12 protein-coding genes and 1 tRNA gene are annotated in these 16421 nt (G+C 43.2%); 6 read left to right on the forward strand and 7 right to left on the reverse strand.

Annotated features, from left to right (window positions below; translation table 11 throughout):
- Positions 1 to 100 precede the first annotated feature (100 nt).
- Positions 101 to 174, forward strand: a tRNA-Met gene (locus LZG71_RS03010).
- A gap of 121 nt (positions 175 to 295) precedes the next feature.
- A complete protein-coding gene (locus LZG71_RS03015) occupies positions 296 to 2071 on the forward strand; it encodes an ABC transporter ATP-binding protein (protein ID WP_233816843.1) in 1776 nt (591 codons plus the stop codon).
- Positions 2072 to 2102: 31 nt separating this feature from the next.
- On the opposite strand, the gene holA is transcribed toward LZG71_RS03015, so the two are convergent.
- On the reverse strand, positions 2103 to 3122 hold the full coding sequence (gene holA / locus LZG71_RS03020) for a DNA polymerase III subunit delta (RefSeq protein ID WP_233816845.1): 1020 nt from the start codon (positions 3120 to 3122) through the stop codon (positions 2103 to 2105).
- A 45-nt stretch (positions 3123 to 3167) separates the two neighbouring features.
- Entirely contained in the window at positions 3168 to 3767 is a 600-nt protein-coding gene (locus tag LZG71_RS03025) for an ACP phosphodiesterase (protein WP_233816847.1), read from the reverse strand.
- A gap of 109 nt (positions 3768 to 3876) precedes the next feature.
- Between LZG71_RS03025 and LZG71_RS03030 the strand changes: the two genes are divergently transcribed.
- A complete protein-coding gene (locus tag LZG71_RS03030; protein ID WP_233816849.1) occupies positions 3877 to 4392 on the forward strand; it encodes a peptidylprolyl isomerase in 516 nt (171 codons plus the stop codon).
- 149 nt (positions 4393 to 4541) lie between these two features.
- On the opposite strand, the gene LZG71_RS03035 is transcribed toward LZG71_RS03030, so the two are convergent.
- Positions 4542 to 5024 (reverse strand): dCMP deaminase family protein, encoded by a 483-nt coding sequence (locus tag LZG71_RS03035; RefSeq protein ID WP_233816852.1) that lies wholly within the window; start codon positions 5022 to 5024, stop codon positions 4542 to 4544.
- A gap of 75 nt (positions 5025 to 5099) precedes the next feature.
- Here LZG71_RS03035 and LZG71_RS03040 point away from each other — a divergent pair, with 75 nt between their 5' ends.
- Complete coding sequence (locus LZG71_RS03040) at positions 5100 to 6182, forward strand: hypothetical protein (protein WP_233816853.1); 1083 nt, start codon at positions 5100 to 5102, stop codon at positions 6180 to 6182.
- Here the strand turns inward: LZG71_RS03040 and LZG71_RS03045 are convergent.
- Genes LZG71_RS03045 through LZG71_RS03055 form a run of 3 tightly spaced genes read right to left on the reverse strand, consistent with a single transcriptional unit; the run spans position 6171 to position 10466 of the window.
- A complete protein-coding gene (locus LZG71_RS03045) occupies positions 6171 to 8234 on the reverse strand; it encodes a ComEC/Rec2 family competence protein (protein WP_233816855.1) in 2064 nt (687 codons plus the stop codon). The genes LZG71_RS03040 and LZG71_RS03045 overlap by 12 nt on opposite strands.
- A gap of 5 nt (positions 8235 to 8239) precedes the next feature.
- Positions 8240 to 9481 (reverse strand): M43 family zinc metalloprotease, encoded by a 1242-nt coding sequence (locus tag LZG71_RS03050; RefSeq protein ID WP_233816857.1) that lies wholly within the window; start codon positions 9479 to 9481, stop codon positions 8240 to 8242.
- A gap of 28 nt (positions 9482 to 9509) precedes the next feature.
- Positions 9510 to 10466, reverse strand: coding sequence for a PhoH family protein (locus tag LZG71_RS03055; protein WP_233816859.1), 957 nt, complete (start codon positions 10464 to 10466; stop codon positions 9510 to 9512).
- Positions 10467 to 10702: 236 nt separating this feature from the next.
- Here LZG71_RS03055 and dnaB point away from each other — a divergent pair, with 236 nt between their 5' ends.
- Positions 10703 to 12313, forward strand: a complete 1611-nt coding sequence (gene dnaB / locus LZG71_RS03060; RefSeq protein ID WP_233816860.1) for a replicative DNA helicase — start codon at positions 10703 to 10705, stop codon at positions 12311 to 12313.
- 54 nt (positions 12314 to 12367) lie between these two features.
- Here the strand turns inward: dnaB and rlmD are convergent, their stop codons facing one another.
- Positions 12368 to 13768 (reverse strand): 23S rRNA (uracil(1939)-C(5))-methyltransferase RlmD, encoded by a 1401-nt coding sequence (rlmD, locus tag LZG71_RS03065; RefSeq protein ID WP_233816862.1) that lies wholly within the window; start codon positions 13766 to 13768, stop codon positions 12368 to 12370.
- A 64-nt stretch (positions 13769 to 13832) separates the two neighbouring features.
- On the opposite strand from rlmD, the gene LZG71_RS03070 reads away from it, so the two are divergent.
- Complete coding sequence (locus LZG71_RS03070) at positions 13833 to 16040, forward strand: gliding motility-associated C-terminal domain-containing protein (protein ID WP_233816864.1); 2208 nt, start codon at positions 13833 to 13835, stop codon at positions 16038 to 16040.
- The last annotated feature ends 381 nt before the right edge of the window (positions 16041 to 16421 follow it).

Here is a 16421-nt window from a genome sequence, read left to right on the forward strand (position 1 = left end):
ATATTGTCTCTGCTTTTTACCCAAATATTTTTTTTCATCGCAATTTAGCAAAAGAGATTGCACAAGAAATATTTTTAACATACTTTTGCACCACAATTACGGCGGGGTAGCTCAGATGGTTAGAGCGTAGGATTCATAACCCTAAGGTCGGCAGTTCGATTCTGCTCCCCGCTACATTTTAAAAGGCGCTCACACCGAGTGCCTTTTTTTGTTGGCTCAAAGAATTAAATTTCAAAACTTTCGGTTTAACACCAATAGCAGGTTTCCATGCGAAATCTTCACTCATCACCACAACATGAAATTATTAATACATTACCTGAGCCGCTACAAGGCACTAATTCTTCTTGCCCTGGTACTTGCGGCCATCAATCAGATTTTTTCGCTGCTCAATCCTTACATACTCGGGAATTACCTTATTGACCCTTTCGCAAACAAAGCGAAGTATTTCCGAGACAACGGGCGTGACAATGAATTTTATAAAGGAATTCTCATTGGATTGCTTCTTATCATTGGCACAGCAATGGTTTCGCGCATTGCAAAGGCGTTTCAGGATTATGTAGTGAATGTGGTTATTCAAAAATTCGGTGCAAACCTTTATACCGATGGTCTCAAACATGCGCTACGGTTGCCTTTCCAGGATTTCGAAGATCAAAGGAGCGGCGAAACACTTTCGGTATTACAAAAGGTGCGCGCAGATTGTGAAAAGTTTATAACCAACTTCGTAAACGTACTTTTTGCGACACTGGTCGGTATTGTGTTTGTGGTTGTAGTTGCTTTTAAGCTCAGCCCCATGCTTCCGCTTATTTATTTGGTTGGATCTGTTGTTCTAGCCTTCCTTACTAGTGTTTTGAGCCGAAAAATCAAAAGCATTCAGAAAAACATTATCAATGAAACAACGGCCCTTGCCGGCTCCACCACCGAATCTCTTCGAAATATTGAGCTGATTAAAAGCCTTGGGCTTACTTCGCAAGAAATATCAAGACTGAATACGACCACTTTTAAGATTCTTAAATTGGAACTGAAAAAGGTCAAAAGCATTCGCTCTATCAGTTTTATACAGGGGACTTTCGTGAATTTCCTTCAACAGTGTATCATGTTTGCACTCTTGTTTTTTGTTTTCCGCGATCAGATTACCGTTGGTCAAATGATGATGATGCAGTTTTATTCGTTTTTCATTTTTGGACCTTTACAGGAATTAGGCAACGTGATTTTGTCATATAGAGAAGCAGAAGCGTCGCTGGGCAACCTGCAAACACTTCTTGCACGACCTGTGGAACACAAACCGACCAACCCGGAAATTATACAGGAAATCAAGTCCTTGCGATTCGAACATGCCCGTTTTCAACATCAGTCTGCAACCCGACCTGCTTTGGAAGATATTTCGTTTAACGTAAACCGTGGTGAGACGATCGCATTTGTGGGACCGTCAGGTTCTGGCAAAACAACGTTGGTGAAGTTACTTGTAGGTTTGTATCACCCCAATAATGGAGCGGTGTATTACAACGATATAGATGGAAGCAAAATTGATTTTGACGAAATGCGTCATAAAATCGGCTTTGTTACGCAGGATACGCAATTGTTTTCTGGAACGATCAAAGAAAATTTACTATTCGTAAACCCTGCCGCTACGGACGAACTGATTACAGACGTATTGCAGAAATCAGCTTGCTATAATCTTTTATCCCGAGCTGAAAATGGTATTGAAACGGTCATTGGTGAGGGCGGACTTAAACTGTCGGGAGGTGAACGTCAACGTTTGTCTATCGCACGTGCGTTGCTCCGAAACCCGAATCTGATGATCTTCGATGAAGCAACGTCTGCATTGGACTCACTTACTGAGGAAGAGATATCAAACACGATTAGAACGATAACGGATCAGCGTCAGCATATTACTGTAATGATTGCCCACCGGTTATCAACGATTATGCATGCAGACCGGATATACGTATTGGAGAAAGGCAAAATTGTAGAAACGGGCAGCCACACGTCGCTCATAGGCGAAAAAGGATTGTACTACGCAATGTGGCGCCAGCAAATTGGAGAGCGAAAAGACGATTCTGTCCTGGCCTGAGTGCCATTAGCTCATAGCAAATTGCAATGAGCTAATGTACTATCTTAAAAACCAGCTCTTTAAGCAATTCTCCTTCCGGAACAGAAACGCCATCGAGCCCTTTCATACGGCTGTCCGCTTCTCTCAGATAATGTATTACCATAGCAGCTTTTCCTATGGGATAACTCCGGGCAGCAGCGGCATAATCTTTAACAAAAAAAGGGTTTATTCCCAGCTCGCTTGCTATGCCCTTTTCCGACTTATCCTTGCTGGCGTGATACAAAAGCACTTTGGAATAAAAGTTGTACAAGATGATCAGTATCGGAGCCAAAGGATTGTCTTTCGAATTTGCTGAAAAATAAGATGCGATTTTATTTGCTTTCAGTACATCCCGGGTTGCCAGTGCTTTTTGAAATTCAAATACATTGTATTCTTTACTTATTCCCACAAACCTCTCCACCGCTTCTGCATCGATTCCCTGATCAGGTTTCAAATTAACCATGATTTTTCTGATCTCGTTTGTCAGCCTTTTCAGGTCATTGCCAATATTGTCAACGATCATCTGAACCGCTTTCGGACTTATTTTAACTCCCTCCGCCTGACAAAATGCGGATACCCATTCCGGTAACTTATTGTCGTACATTTTCTTGGACTGAACAACACTTCCATGCGTGTTGAAAGCCTTGATGAAAGACTTGCGCTCGTCTGCATTGGCCTGATAGCAAAGCACAAGCACCGTACTTGAAAGCGGATTTAAAGCATAATCTTCCAGTCGTGCCTGTTGTTCTTTCTGTTCAATACCTCCAAGTTTGTTCGCATCCTTTACCAGTACAAGCTGACGTTCAGCCATAAACGGGTACCTCCTGGCATAACTGAGCACGCCGGCAACGTCAGTATCTTTCCCGTACAATACAAACTGATTAAACCCTTTTTCCGATTCCGGTACAATGCGTTTTTCCAGTTCTTCGGCAATGGTTTCGATGTGGAAGGATTCGTCCCCGTGAAGAAAATACAGGGGTTTGTACTTTTTTGCTTTTATCTCTTTTAATACAACGTCAGGCGTCTGCGCCATGGTAAATCTCTATTTTATTAATTCTTTATATCAAATCGCCTTAATTCATTCATTTTCCCGAACGAACCTGTCGCTTTCTCTTTTCAATTCGGGAAAGAAGATCCTGAATTTTTCTTCATAAAATACTTCGTTTCTCCTTAATTCGTCAGTAGCGTTGTAAATCGGTTCCATAAAACCTGTTCTCCGAGACATTCTGTGAAAAGTCAGCGCAATACCTTCAAAGGTATTGTAACTATTAAGCCAATCCTGCCGGATCATGGCCCTGGCCATAGGAACCATGCTTTCAGGAACCAGATAGTCGTTTTTTTCGATCATTGAATACATTCTGTGCGAATATTCCCAAAGCGTTTCAGTACAAAAGTCAGGAAAAAATTTAGCTAAAAAGTAATCAAAATAAATATCAATGATAATTCCGGATAATCTTCCATGTTGTTCCGCCACTTTTTTCTTGGCTTCCCGTACCACCGGGTGCGTATCCGTATATGAATCAATGAATCTATGTAGTTTAAGGCCGATCACATAATCCGGATTCCAGTTTTGGGTCTTGTCATCAGTAAGCCGCCCTTTTACGAAGTCTCCGACAAAGTTTCCCATCACAACTCCATCCTTGTTTCCAGAAAGCAATAAGTGTGCTAAAAAATTCATAAGTCTGACATTTTGGCAAAATTGCCGTACGTTTGCTTCTTTAATGGTTTCAGGACGACCTCCGGGAACAATTATTTTACAACAATCAATATTTTAACCAGACAAGCAAATGAAAGTCGAAAAAAATAACGTAGTAGCGTTAACATATAGTCTGCGCATTCCGGATACGGACGGCGAAATGGACGTGGTGGAAGTAGTAACGGAACAGGATCCGATGTATTTCATCCAGGGCATCAGCGGTCTTCCCGAAGGATTTGAAAATCAAATTGAAGGGCTTGTTGTTGGCGATACTTTCGACTTTACTGTCGGCGCTGAGGATGGCTATGGCGAATACGATCCGGAGGCGGTTGTTGATCTTCCAAAAGAAGTTTTTCAGATGGAAGACGTTGATCAGTCTGAATTATTGCAGGTTGGAAACATTATACCAATGACCAACGAAGATGGTGAACGTATGCACGGACAGGTCGTTGAGGTAAAAGACGATGTTGTAATCATGAATTTCAATCATCCCCTTGCCGGTAAGGAAATGCATTTTGAGGGTCAGATACTTTCCATCAGAGCTGCAACGGCAGAAGAGATAAGCCACGGTCACGTTCACGGAGAAGGTGGCGTGCATCATCACTAAAAATTTAGAGTTAAAGTAGTTAAGAAGTTATAGAAGTTACCTGGCGCTCAGAGCGTGAATGTGAAATTTCTGCTCGAAATCAAGATCCAACAAGGGACTTTACCTTCTTAACTACATCTACCTTCCTACCTACTTTTAACTTCTTGACTTCATAACCCCGCAACCTTATACTGCTCTACCTCAACGCCAAATCGTTTCAGGAATTCTACTCCTTCTTCCACTGCAATTCCTTTATAAGCTGCATAGGAATTAAGAAATATTACTTTTTTTATTTTCATTGTATAAATCACCCTTGCGCATGAAATACATGGTGCCAGTGTGACAAACAAAGTTGAACCCTCTATATTCGAACCATTTTTTACTGCAAAAAGAATAGCATTTTGCTCTGCATGCAGTGCTAATGAACAACTTCCTTTGGCATCCCGGGGACAACCGTGTTCGGGGAACTCCTCATCGCAATTATGAGTTCCTGCCGGTGGGCCGTTGTAACCAATTGATATGATCCTTGTATCCTTGGTAAGCACTGCTCCTACCTGCGCTTTAATGCAATGTGAACGCTGAGCCAGATTTTTTGCCAATTCCATGAAGATGTCATCAAATTCCGGCTTTAAATTCGTTGTAGGTAATGTCATTACGATGTTGTCCTGAAAATTAGGTACAAACTTAGAAAAAGGACGGTTTGGATTCAATATACATTAACATATAAAATGAAAAGTAAGCTGGTATTCCTGATTCTAATGTTGAGTTACGGGTATGTCCATTCCCAACCAGCCAGAATTATTTTAAATCTTCCAAAACCAGCTCCGTCGCTGTTAAAATCCTACAAATTCTTTGTGCAGGAGGTCGAGGACAAACGAAAGGAACCAGGCGCTTCTATTGGAAGGGTGGTAAGTGCCGGTCGGGAGGTAAACCTTGCTCTGTCATCGCCTGCGGAAAGAAGTCTGCTATCGTACTGGTCATTTGCCGCACCTAAAAATAATGAAACCTATCTTCCTCTGTATATCACTGTGAAGGATTTCAGGATAAGTGAAAAGAAGACCGGCTCAAACAGGATTACCGGCGAAATGAGCCTGAGTGTGACATTCAGGTGGTATCGCAATATGCAGCCTGTGGAACTTACCAATTTCCAGACCACCGCTAATTACACAAGGCCGGAAACAGATCAGGCTTACGAAAAAATCTCCGAACAGATTCTCAACCAGGCAATCATACATTTTAACACGTGGATGACCAACAACAAAGGTAAAGTGCCATCGCTGGCCAGGAATCTGATACTTGTCTTCAAAGAAACAAGGGGTAGCAATCAGCAGGACACCGTTTTCTACGATCCGAAAAGGCCTTTGATATGGGCTGATTTTAAAGGACAGAACAGAAAACCCGGAAGCAGGTACGCCGCCGCGGTTTTTACAAGTTTTGCATACGAAGGTCGTTCCTATCCAAAGGGTGATGATCTTGTGGTAGAGGTTGGTCTCAAAATATTTATGGTAAAAAGCATGTCCTGGGGTCGTGCGGAATCCCGGACAGCAAGCACTTTACGACACGAACAGCTTCATTTCGATGTTACAAGAATTGTAGTTGAACGGTTTAAGCAAAATCTGGAAAAGGCAGAACTTACCATTGAAGATTTTGACAGTGAAATTCAATATCAGTTTATCGAAACCTTCCGTGAAATGAACCGGGAACAGGAAGCTTATGATGGAGAAACCGGCCATGGACTAAATGCAGGAGCCCAGGCAGCCTGGGACCGCAAGATTACATCGGAGCTGGCTAAAATATACTCAACGCAATAACAACGCACCCTTTTTCAGATCGTGGTACGGCTGATGGTGCGCTAAGAGGTAATTCTCCCATTTAACAGATTTTCCGCCCTTGATTTCTCCTCCGAGAAGGAAAGTTGTGTTGGTAGAAAGCGGCGGCTGTTCAGGAGGATTCCCTTCTGATATCAGTGCATAATCTAGTGCTGCTGAGACCTGAAAACCGCGCCTTAAAACTTTCCCGTTCCAGGCAATCATTTCGCCCCCAGCGACTGCACGCATAGAAAATTCCTTCCCGCTATAATGCTTCCCTCCTGCCAGATAAACGGTTTCGAGAACACCCTGGCTTACCGCATAATTTTTTATTCTGAAATTATACGCATCCGGATCCGACACAAATGACGAGTCGCTTACGATGAACAACTTATCACCTTCTTTAAAACTGATAACAGAATGCTTCGGCACAGCGTGGATCATGGCCCGAGGTGAATAGTAAAGTTGCAAACTTTGAGACAATCCATAAAAGACAAACATTACTCCCAAAGCAACTGACAAGCGAATCGTACGGAATGTTCTACTTTGGTAAGCATACCAAAGTCCAAACATAAAAGCATACAGTAAGCAAACCTCCACTACATCCAGGTATAGATTATGGACCAGATAACCTGGCATCAACTTAGGTATCGCAACAGAAATGTTTGTTAAATACGCCGACCATTGAACAATACCGTCGGAAATATTTTGCAACCATATAACCGGAATTACGCTGGTAAGGAGCATCACCATAGAAGCCGGCAGAAGTATGTTGGTGAAAAAGATCACGAATGGATTCACCAGCCAGAAATAGAATGGGAACTGATGAAAGTAATATAAACTTAAAGGAAATGTTGCCAATTGAGCTGCGAACGAAAGTGCAGTAATTTGCCAGATATATTTCAGCGCAAAATTCGATGGCTGCCAAATACCTTCCAGAGGCCGATACAGCAGGAAAATACCCATCATTGCTAAAAATGAGAGCTGGAAACCCAGATCGAACAAGGCGTGCGGATCAACAGCCAGAATGAACAGGGCGGATATAGCCAGTGTATTGACCGACATTTGTTTACGGCCAAAAGTCTCCGCAATGATAAAAACAATACACATGGCAGTAGCTCTTTGTACTGACGGCGGCAAACCAGTAACGAGGGCATAAAATGACAACAAGGTGGTTAAAATAATGAGGTAAAGGAACCTACCACCTCTAAGTCTTTTCAGCCAACCCAATATTTTAGACAGAACCATGAAAATTATGGCGACATGCATCCCTGATACCGACAAAATATGAACGGTTCCGGAGGTGGTATAGTCGTCGACCTGATCAGCACGAAGGTCGTCCCTCCTGCCAAGTAACATTGCCTTCACAAGACCGTAAGACGCATCGTCCTGAATGTGCTTTCTGAAAGTCTTATCTGCCCACTGAGATACGGCTGTGGTCCAGATGGCTATGCCTGAGGAATGATTTTCCTCTTTTGAAATGTGATAGGATCCTTCTGAAAGGTAGTCGGTCCACACAATCCCCTTGTTCCATAAATACCTCCTGTAATCAAATTCGTCAGGATTCAGAGGAAACATAGGACGCTCGGGAGCCCCTGAAACGGTGAGCATCTGTCCCGGCTCAGGAATGGCATCGGCATCAAGCGGAATGCTAACCAGGGCTTTTACCTGATGATTTTTCCAGATTCCCTGAAACCGAAATTTTTGTATGGCAATTTCCAGTCGAATTGTTTTTGTGCGTTTCTCAGGCAATGATTTCACAATAGCCTGATAGGCATCGCATTGACTCAAATCCACCACTTCCAGATCATACTGCAAATTTTGATCGTGTATCATGAAGGAGGTCATTCCGGCGAGCACAAAAAATACTGTAACACTGTAACCAACAGCATTTTTACGCATCAGGTAAAACCAAACTGAGGCGAAAACACTCAGAGCCAATGATACCGCTACTACCGGAAATGTCCAGGTGGTCTTCGGCATGAGGTATTCTCCAAAAAGAATTCCTGAAATGAAAAACAGTACAAGAGTAATAAAAGGCGCGCGCGGCAGCATAGATTTTATCGGACCAAAAAACGTTTAGTAACAGTTTCTTTGTCGGTAGTTACTTTTAAAAAATAAACACCGGCAGGAAAGTTCTTCACGTTGATATAAGTCTGATTGTAAGCACCTTTTAACATTTCCACCCCTGAATTATTAAATACACTGATTTCAAATCCAGCATACCCGGGGCTGTATATATTTGTATTGAGATATCCTTCAACAGGATTGGGATAAAGATCAACTACTAAATTGGATTCACTTCGTCCTATATGTTCAACCAGCTGAGCACGTCTTGGACTTACCGCCAGCACTGCGTGCATCCTGTTTTTCTGATCGTTGGTAAAAACACTCATACATGCATCAGGAGAATAATCCATGTAATTTTCAATCATATCTCTGGACAACGGACCGTCGCAGTTGGAATATTTAGCTTCACAATTGAGGTCGGTACTCAAATTCCTGTCACGCGCCCGGGGCGTATCATCACAATAATCGGTACCACAAGTTCTGTTTCCCCAAATGTGTAACAATCCCAGCCAGTGACCTACTTCGTGCGTGGTGGTTCGTCCCAAATTGTATATTCCGCTTGTTTCGCCAGACAAGTCCCTGCCAAAGTATCGCCAGTCAATAATTGCGCCATCGGTCAGCGGATCAGAATCCTCCTCGTCTCCCACTCTCAGGCCAGGAGTTGATCCGTTGGCTTCGGCAATGGATGGCATCTGAGCCATGCCAAGATATTCGCTCGAAAAGTTACAGACCCAGATATTCAGATATCGGTTCGTTGCCCAGGGTGGCGATAATGCAGCGAGCTGTTTATCAGCAGTTCTGTAATCAAAATTCTCCTGTCGGGTAGAATTTCTGACAATTCCTGCGAGCCGGAAACGAATCCCTGTATCAACCGAAAGTGAATCAGTGTAGAACCCTTTGCGGCCTGAGGTGTTTGAATAATCCTCATTAAGAACATCGATTTGACTTTGTATCTGTTCTTCCGAGATATTACTGTTACCTAAGCCTCCAATGCGATTATCCGAACGATTGTGTACGATATGGACCACCACAGGTATTGTAATAACAGCTTCTGCCGAGGTCCGGATTCTTGCATTATGCCGGTGTATGTGTTCCTGAATAACCTCCTCAGCTTTCTGCCTCCTTAGCAGCAGCTCAGGGTTTTGACCTGTTCTTATAGAATCAAGCTCAGCAGTTGCGCAGCGTTTCAGATCAGAATCCGAACGCTGCGCATTTGCTGTGATAGCGAGCATTAAAAGCATGACTGACTTAAAAAGCCATTTACTGCTCCGATTTTTCATAAGCTGCCAAAATATCTCTTACCAGGCGGTGACGCACCACATCGGATCCATCCAGCTCAACAAAACTGATTCCTTTGATTCCCTTCAAAACAGCAAGGGAATCGATCAAACCTGATCTCAGATTTTTTGGCAAATCTATTTGTGACTTGTCTCCTGTTATAATGGCCTTTGAACTTGGTCCCATCCGGGTCAGGAACATTTTCATCTGCATCGGAGTCGTATTCTGAGCCTCGTCCAGCAAAATAAACGCATTGTTAAGCGTTCTTCCACGCATGTAGGCTAGCGGAGCAATTTCAATTACTCTGCTTTCCAGATACAATTTCAACTTTTCAGGAGCAATCATATCATCCAGCGCATCATAAATTGGACGCAGATACGGATCTATTTTTTCTTTCAGGTCCCCAGGCAAAAATCCTAGATTTTCTCCTGCCTCCACCGCCGGACGGGTTATTATAATTTTTCTTACTTCTTTATTTTTCAATGCCCTCACCGCTATGGCAACGGCTGTATAGGTTTTACCCGTTCCTGCCGGGCCAACAGCGAACACCAGATCATATTTAGCAGCCTGTTCAACAAGTAACTTCTGGTTGGCCGTTTTAGCCTTCACCACAAGTCCTTTGTTACCATAAATGATCACATCGTCATCATCCTCCGCGTTTTTTTTCCCGGAAGAAGCGGGCAATGTCAAGCCATTCAGATAAACCTTTACATTTTCATTCGTAATTTTTCCGTATTTCTGATAATGGGCCAATAGTGAATCCATAACATCAGTAATGCGCATTATTTCAGGTGCAGTACCCTGTATCCTGATCTCGTTGCCCCTCGATATAATTTTACTTTCCGGGAAAGCGGCCGCTACTTCTTTGATGTTAGAATTATGAATTCCAAGAAAATCGACCATTGAAACGTCTTCGAGCGTTATGATTTTTTCCAGCAAATGAATTGTAGGTTTAGTGTTTTATTAAATGTTCTAAAATTTAGTAATAATAACCAAGATTTACGAAATTAAGATTCATCGAATCTCTTACAAGTTTTAATTTGACTCCCGATCCCATTCAAATATTTGTCAACTAATTCAGTATCAGTACACCCACTTTATTTGCTCAAATTCTCTTCCTTTCAAAAAAAATACTTCTTTTCTCCATGCCTTCCAATGCTTAATTTTGTGATAACATGGAAAACAACAATTCAGCAAACAACTATTCTAAAACTGGCTCCAAACAGGCATTTGCAGCCCGTAAGCCAGCTTCGACACGCACAAACGGGACAGACCAAACCTTTGGGAAACTCCCGCCTCAGGCTATCGAGGTGGAAGAAGCAATACTGGGAGCACTTCTGATAGAAAAAGATGCACTCACGGCCGTTGCCGATATTCTTAAGCCGGATAGTTTCTATAAAGAATCGCATCAGAGAATTTACACAGCAATTATCACACTTTTTGCTGACTCTGAACCGATCGACATGCTGACTGTTACTTCAAAACTCAGAAGTACCGGTGAACTTGAAATTATAGGCGGTGCCGCTTACATCATGGAGCTGACCTCAAAGGTCAATTCTGCCGCCAACATCGAATTCCATGCCCGTATCATTTCTCAGGCTGCAATCAAAAGGGAGCTGATCAAAATATCTTCTGAGATACTTAAAGAAGCATTTGAAGACACTACAGACGTTTTCAGGCTGCTTGACAAAACAGAACAATCCCTGTTTCAAATTTCTGAATCCAATATCAAGAAAAACTATTCCGATATGGGTTCTTTAATGCGTCAGGCATTAGAAGAACTTGATCAGAAGAAGAATAATACTGACGGACTCACCGGAGTGCCATCAGGCTTCAGTGCACTTGACAGGCTCACTTCCGGTTGGCAGAAAACAGAATTAATGATTCTGGCCGCCCGTCCTGGTATGGGTAAAACGGCCTTCGTTGTTTCCTCTCTGCGTAATGCGGCAGTTGATTTCAACATGCCTGTGGCTATATTTTCTCTGGAAATGTCCTCAGTTCAGCTGGTGAATCGTCTTATATCAGCAGAAGCTGAAATTGATAGTGAAAAGATCCGTAAGGGTAGCCTTGCTCCTCACGAGTGGGAACAGCTGCACCACAGGATCCACAAGCTCACCAATGCCCCCATATTTATTGACGATACTCCTGCCCTTTCCATTCTCGAATTACGCGCAAAGTCGCGAAGGTTGAAAGCGCAGCACGACATTCAGATGATCGTTATTGACTATCTTCAGCTCATGACTGGCGACACAGGTGGAAAGGGAGCCGGTAACCGTGAACAGGAAATTGCAATGATTTCAAGATCACTTAAAAATCTGGCAAAAGAGCTGGATGTCCCTGTAATCGCACTGTCCCAGCTAAGCCGCGCCGTTGAAACACGTGGTGGTGAGAAAAGGCCCCAACTATCTGATTTACGTGAATCCGGGTCTATTGAACAGGATGCGGATATGGTAATTTTCCTTTACCGTCCTGAATATTACGGAATTACAGAAGACGAAGCGGGAAACTCTGTGGCAGGTATCGGCGAAGTAATCCTGGCTAAGAACCGGGCAGGATCACTTGATACAATTCAATTAAGATTTATTGGCAAGTACACAAAGTTTGCAGATATAGATTCTCAGTTTGCTCCTGTGCCATACGCCATGGACAGGCCAATTGTTACCAGTAATCCTATTGCTTCATTTGAAAGTGCCTCAGCACCTCCGGCAAGCGGCACTTTAAGAAGCCGTGCAAACGACCTGAGTAATTTCGACTACAAAGGCCCTGATAACGACGTTCCTTTTTAATGAGAACGGGGCAAAGAGCATGTGGATATTTCCCACCTCCTTTGCCCCGCTCCTTTATGCCCTTTTCACCAAAAGAGCTATATTTTCTACATGATGTGTATTCGGAAACATGTCCACCGGCTGCACCTTTGTAACTTCATACTCATCCGACATCAGTGCAAGGTCTCGCGCCTGTGTAGCCGTGTTACAGCTCACATATACGATTCGGTCCGGCGCCGCTTTCAAAATAGTTTCAACCACTGGCTGGTCCATTCCTGCTCTCGGAGGATCTGTAATAATCACATCCGGGCGACCGTGTTTTCTTAAAAAGTCTTCGTTCATGATGCGGCGCATATCACCAGCAAAAAACGAGGTGTTGGTAATTCCATTAATCTGCGAATTGATTCTCGCATCCGCAACGGCAGCTTCCACATATTCCACTCCCACAACTTTCTTTGCCCGCCGCGCCACAAAATTTGCAATCGTTCCTGTTCCGGTGTACAAATCGTAGACAGATTCGTTGCCGGTGAGCCCTGCAAATTCACGGGTAATGTTGAAGAGTGTGTAAGCCTGGGCTGAATTCGTCTGATAAAAAGATTTAGGTCCTACCAGAAAGGTTAGATCTTCCATCGTTTCTCTGATCGTTGTCTCTCCTGCATAATGGATTACTTCCTGATCCTGATAAGAATCATTTCCTTTGAGATTAACAATGTAATTCAAAGACGTAATCTCCCGATGCGTTTTGTGCAGATACTCCATCACTTTTTCAATAGCTTCATCATTTTGCTCACCAAACTGAACAATTACCATGACATCACCAGAATTGGCTGTACGGATAATTACGTTCCTGAGTGTGCCTACATTAAAACGTACATCGTAATAAGGAATACCATGCAACTCCCCAAAATGGTGAAGGGAATTTCTGATCGTGTTCGACGGATCAGGCTGTAAATGACAATGATCAACTGTGAATATCTTATCAAATCTTTTAGGTACGTGAAAGCCAAGGGCGTGTTTGGTAAACTGCTCCCCCGACTCCATCTGTTCCTTCGTAAGCCAGCGCCAGTTAGAAAAAGTAAATTCGAGCTTGTTACGATAGTATTCGGTTGCCGGTGCTGCAACAATTTCATTGATGGTAACGTCCTTAATTTTACCAATGCGTTCAAAATGGTCAACAACCTGTTGTCTTTTAAAGCGCAGTTGATGCTCGTAAGCAATGTGCTGCCATTTACACCCACCGCAAACCAGATGATGCAGACAGTATGGATCCGTCCTTAAAGCAGATTTTGAATGAACTTTGGTAACAACAGCTTCTTTCAGTTTTTTCTTGGTCCGGACAACTTCGAGATCTACTATGTCACCAGGAGCAACATTTCCTTCTACAAAAATTACGCCGTCTTCTGATTTAAATATACATTTGCCTTCTGCCGCGAAATCCGTAATTTCAACGTATTGATATTTGTTATTCTTAGACATATTTCTTTTTTATAATACTTAACCGAATACTTATCCGGACAATCTTTACTTCCTTTTCCTGGTCATGAAAAATAAGTTTATACTCTTATTTCTGATTCTGTTTACCTTTTTCCAAGCCAACGCAACACACATTGTCGGCGGCCAGCTATTTATCACCGAAAACAAAGGTTCCATCTACAATTATCGAATGGGGCTTACCATGTACTTCGACGCGATCAATGGGAATCCCGGCGCGGAAGACCCGACGGCGGTCATCTACGTATTCCGAAAAAGAGATAATGCTTCTATGGGCTATCTTCAGGCCCCAAAAATAGAACGAAAATCGGTGAATTACACCAACCCGGCTTGCGGAATCTCATCCCTGGAGACATATATGATTACTTATGCCTCCGATGTGATGCTCAATATCAATGACTTCAACGATCCACAGGGCTACTATATGATATGGGATCGATGCTGCCGGAATGGAACCATTACCAATATTAAAGATCCCGGAGATGCCGGAAGTTTATTCTATCTCGAATTCCCTCCGCTGGTACGTAACAACACCGCATTCAGTAACTCCTCTCCGGTTTTTCCGGCCATACAGGGCGATTATGCATGTGTTAATTCTCCTTTTACCTTCGATTTCGGAGGAACAGATGTCGATGGAGACAGTCTGGTTTACAGCCTCGTAACGCCTATGCAGGGGTATTCGACCAAAGACGTTCCCAGTGCGCAGGGACGAGGATCTTCCAGTTATCCGCGTCTCAATTTCATCGACGGCATTTCGGTTTCCAACATTATTCCGGGACCAAAACCTCTGACTGTCAACAACAAAACCGGCATACTGTCTGTCACCCCGGGAAGTACAGGGCTTTATGTATTCACGGTTCAGGTGGACGAATATAGAAATAAAGTAAAAATTGGCTCACTCACACGTGACTTCCAGCTAAAAGTGGTCGACTGTCCCAAAATGGAATCTCCTAACCTGTTGTTCCGGCCCAAAGGGAAAAGTACTTTTTATTCAGGAAATGAAATCATCACGATGAAGAAAGATGATCCGAATTGCTTCGAAATCATGATCGTGGATTCTACCGTTAATGACTTAATCCGAGTTCAGGGAAGAGCAGTAAACAACTCAAAAGACTATTTTACCCTCCTACCCGCAGAATTCAGAACGACTGTTTCCAATGACACCATGCGTTTCGATATATGCCTGGATGAATGTTTCGTTACCTATGACAATCGGCCGATAAGAATTGAACTCATTGCTGAGGATAACAGCTGTCCGGTGCCGTTGATGGACACTTTGACGATTTACATCCGCCGCGAGAACAGCCTGAATACGCCTCCTGCAATCACCACATCATTGCCGGGAGATTATGTTTATGTCACGGTTGGTAAACCAGTCAGTTTCACTGTTTTTGGGAAAGATAAGGATAAAGATGACCTCGAATTATCAGCCCGAGGCCAGGACTTCTCCATGACATCGCAGGGAATGACTTTCCGGCCAGTTACCGGGAAAGAGGCGATTCAGCAAAATTTCACCTGGACACCTCCCTGTAATGCGCGTAAAGGCGATACACTGATCGTCGATTTTGTTTTGGAAGACATGCGTTGCGAGGGTAACCCATTGCCAGTTTCAAAACCCATTTATTTCATCGTTGACGAATCACCAAACAACCCGCCTTCCGTGTCCACCAACCTCGGACAAGTGGCTGTTTCGTATACGATAGGTAAATCCGGCTCCATTCAATTCGATGTTACCGCTACTGATCCTGATACCAATAACATTACCCTGACAGCTTCGGGTCGTGGGTTTGATATGCAAAAAATGGGAATGAGCTTTGAAAACAAGTCGGGAACTCAAATGCTAACCAGCCCGTATTTATGGTCGCCCGAGTGCTCCATCATGCAGGGAGAAAAGCAGCAGGTTTTTACAATCGATTTCGTAACACAGGATAAAAACTGTGGAGCAGCAAGCGATACAACTACGGTACTTGTAACCGTAATCGATGAAGATGGTTTTGAGATGCCCGAAATTCCCAATGTAATCACTCCAAATAACGATGGTAAAAACGACTGCCTGGTACTTGACAACTTACCTTTGGGCAACTGTGAAAACTTTTTCAAGCAAGTTGCTATCTATAACCGATGGGGCAAACAGGTATATTTCACAAGAGAGGTGGGGCAAAACTGGTGCCCTGATGACGTTACAGCCGGGCAATACTACTACCTGATTGAATATACCAACAGGACTTTTAAAGGCGGCCTTACCATCATAAAATAATCCTTAAACTAATTTTAAAAACTTATACTCCAGCCTTCGATTCAAACCTGAGGCTGGACACAAACTGTATTCTTCCCGCTACCTAAACTGCAAAATCAGAGCTACAAACGAAACCAGCAGGCACATCGAATGGTTGAAGATTATAACCATAACGTTCTATACATATTACAAACTCATTTCAATATGCTTTTTTCTGGCCCGACATCAGCAGGCATGAGCATGTTCGGGCATGGGCTGGTAAGACTCCCTAAACTTTCCGGATTTAGTGACTGGATGACAGATAAATTTCAAAGTTCTATTCTTCCAAAAGTACTAGTTATACCCATTCAGCTACACGCTGCCAGTTGCTGAAGTTGCTCGGATTGTATACCAAGCCCGCTT

The organism is Dyadobacter sp. CY312, from assembly GCF_021390535.1.
GTDB lineage: Bacteria > Bacteroidota > Bacteroidia > Cytophagales > Spirosomataceae > Dyadobacter.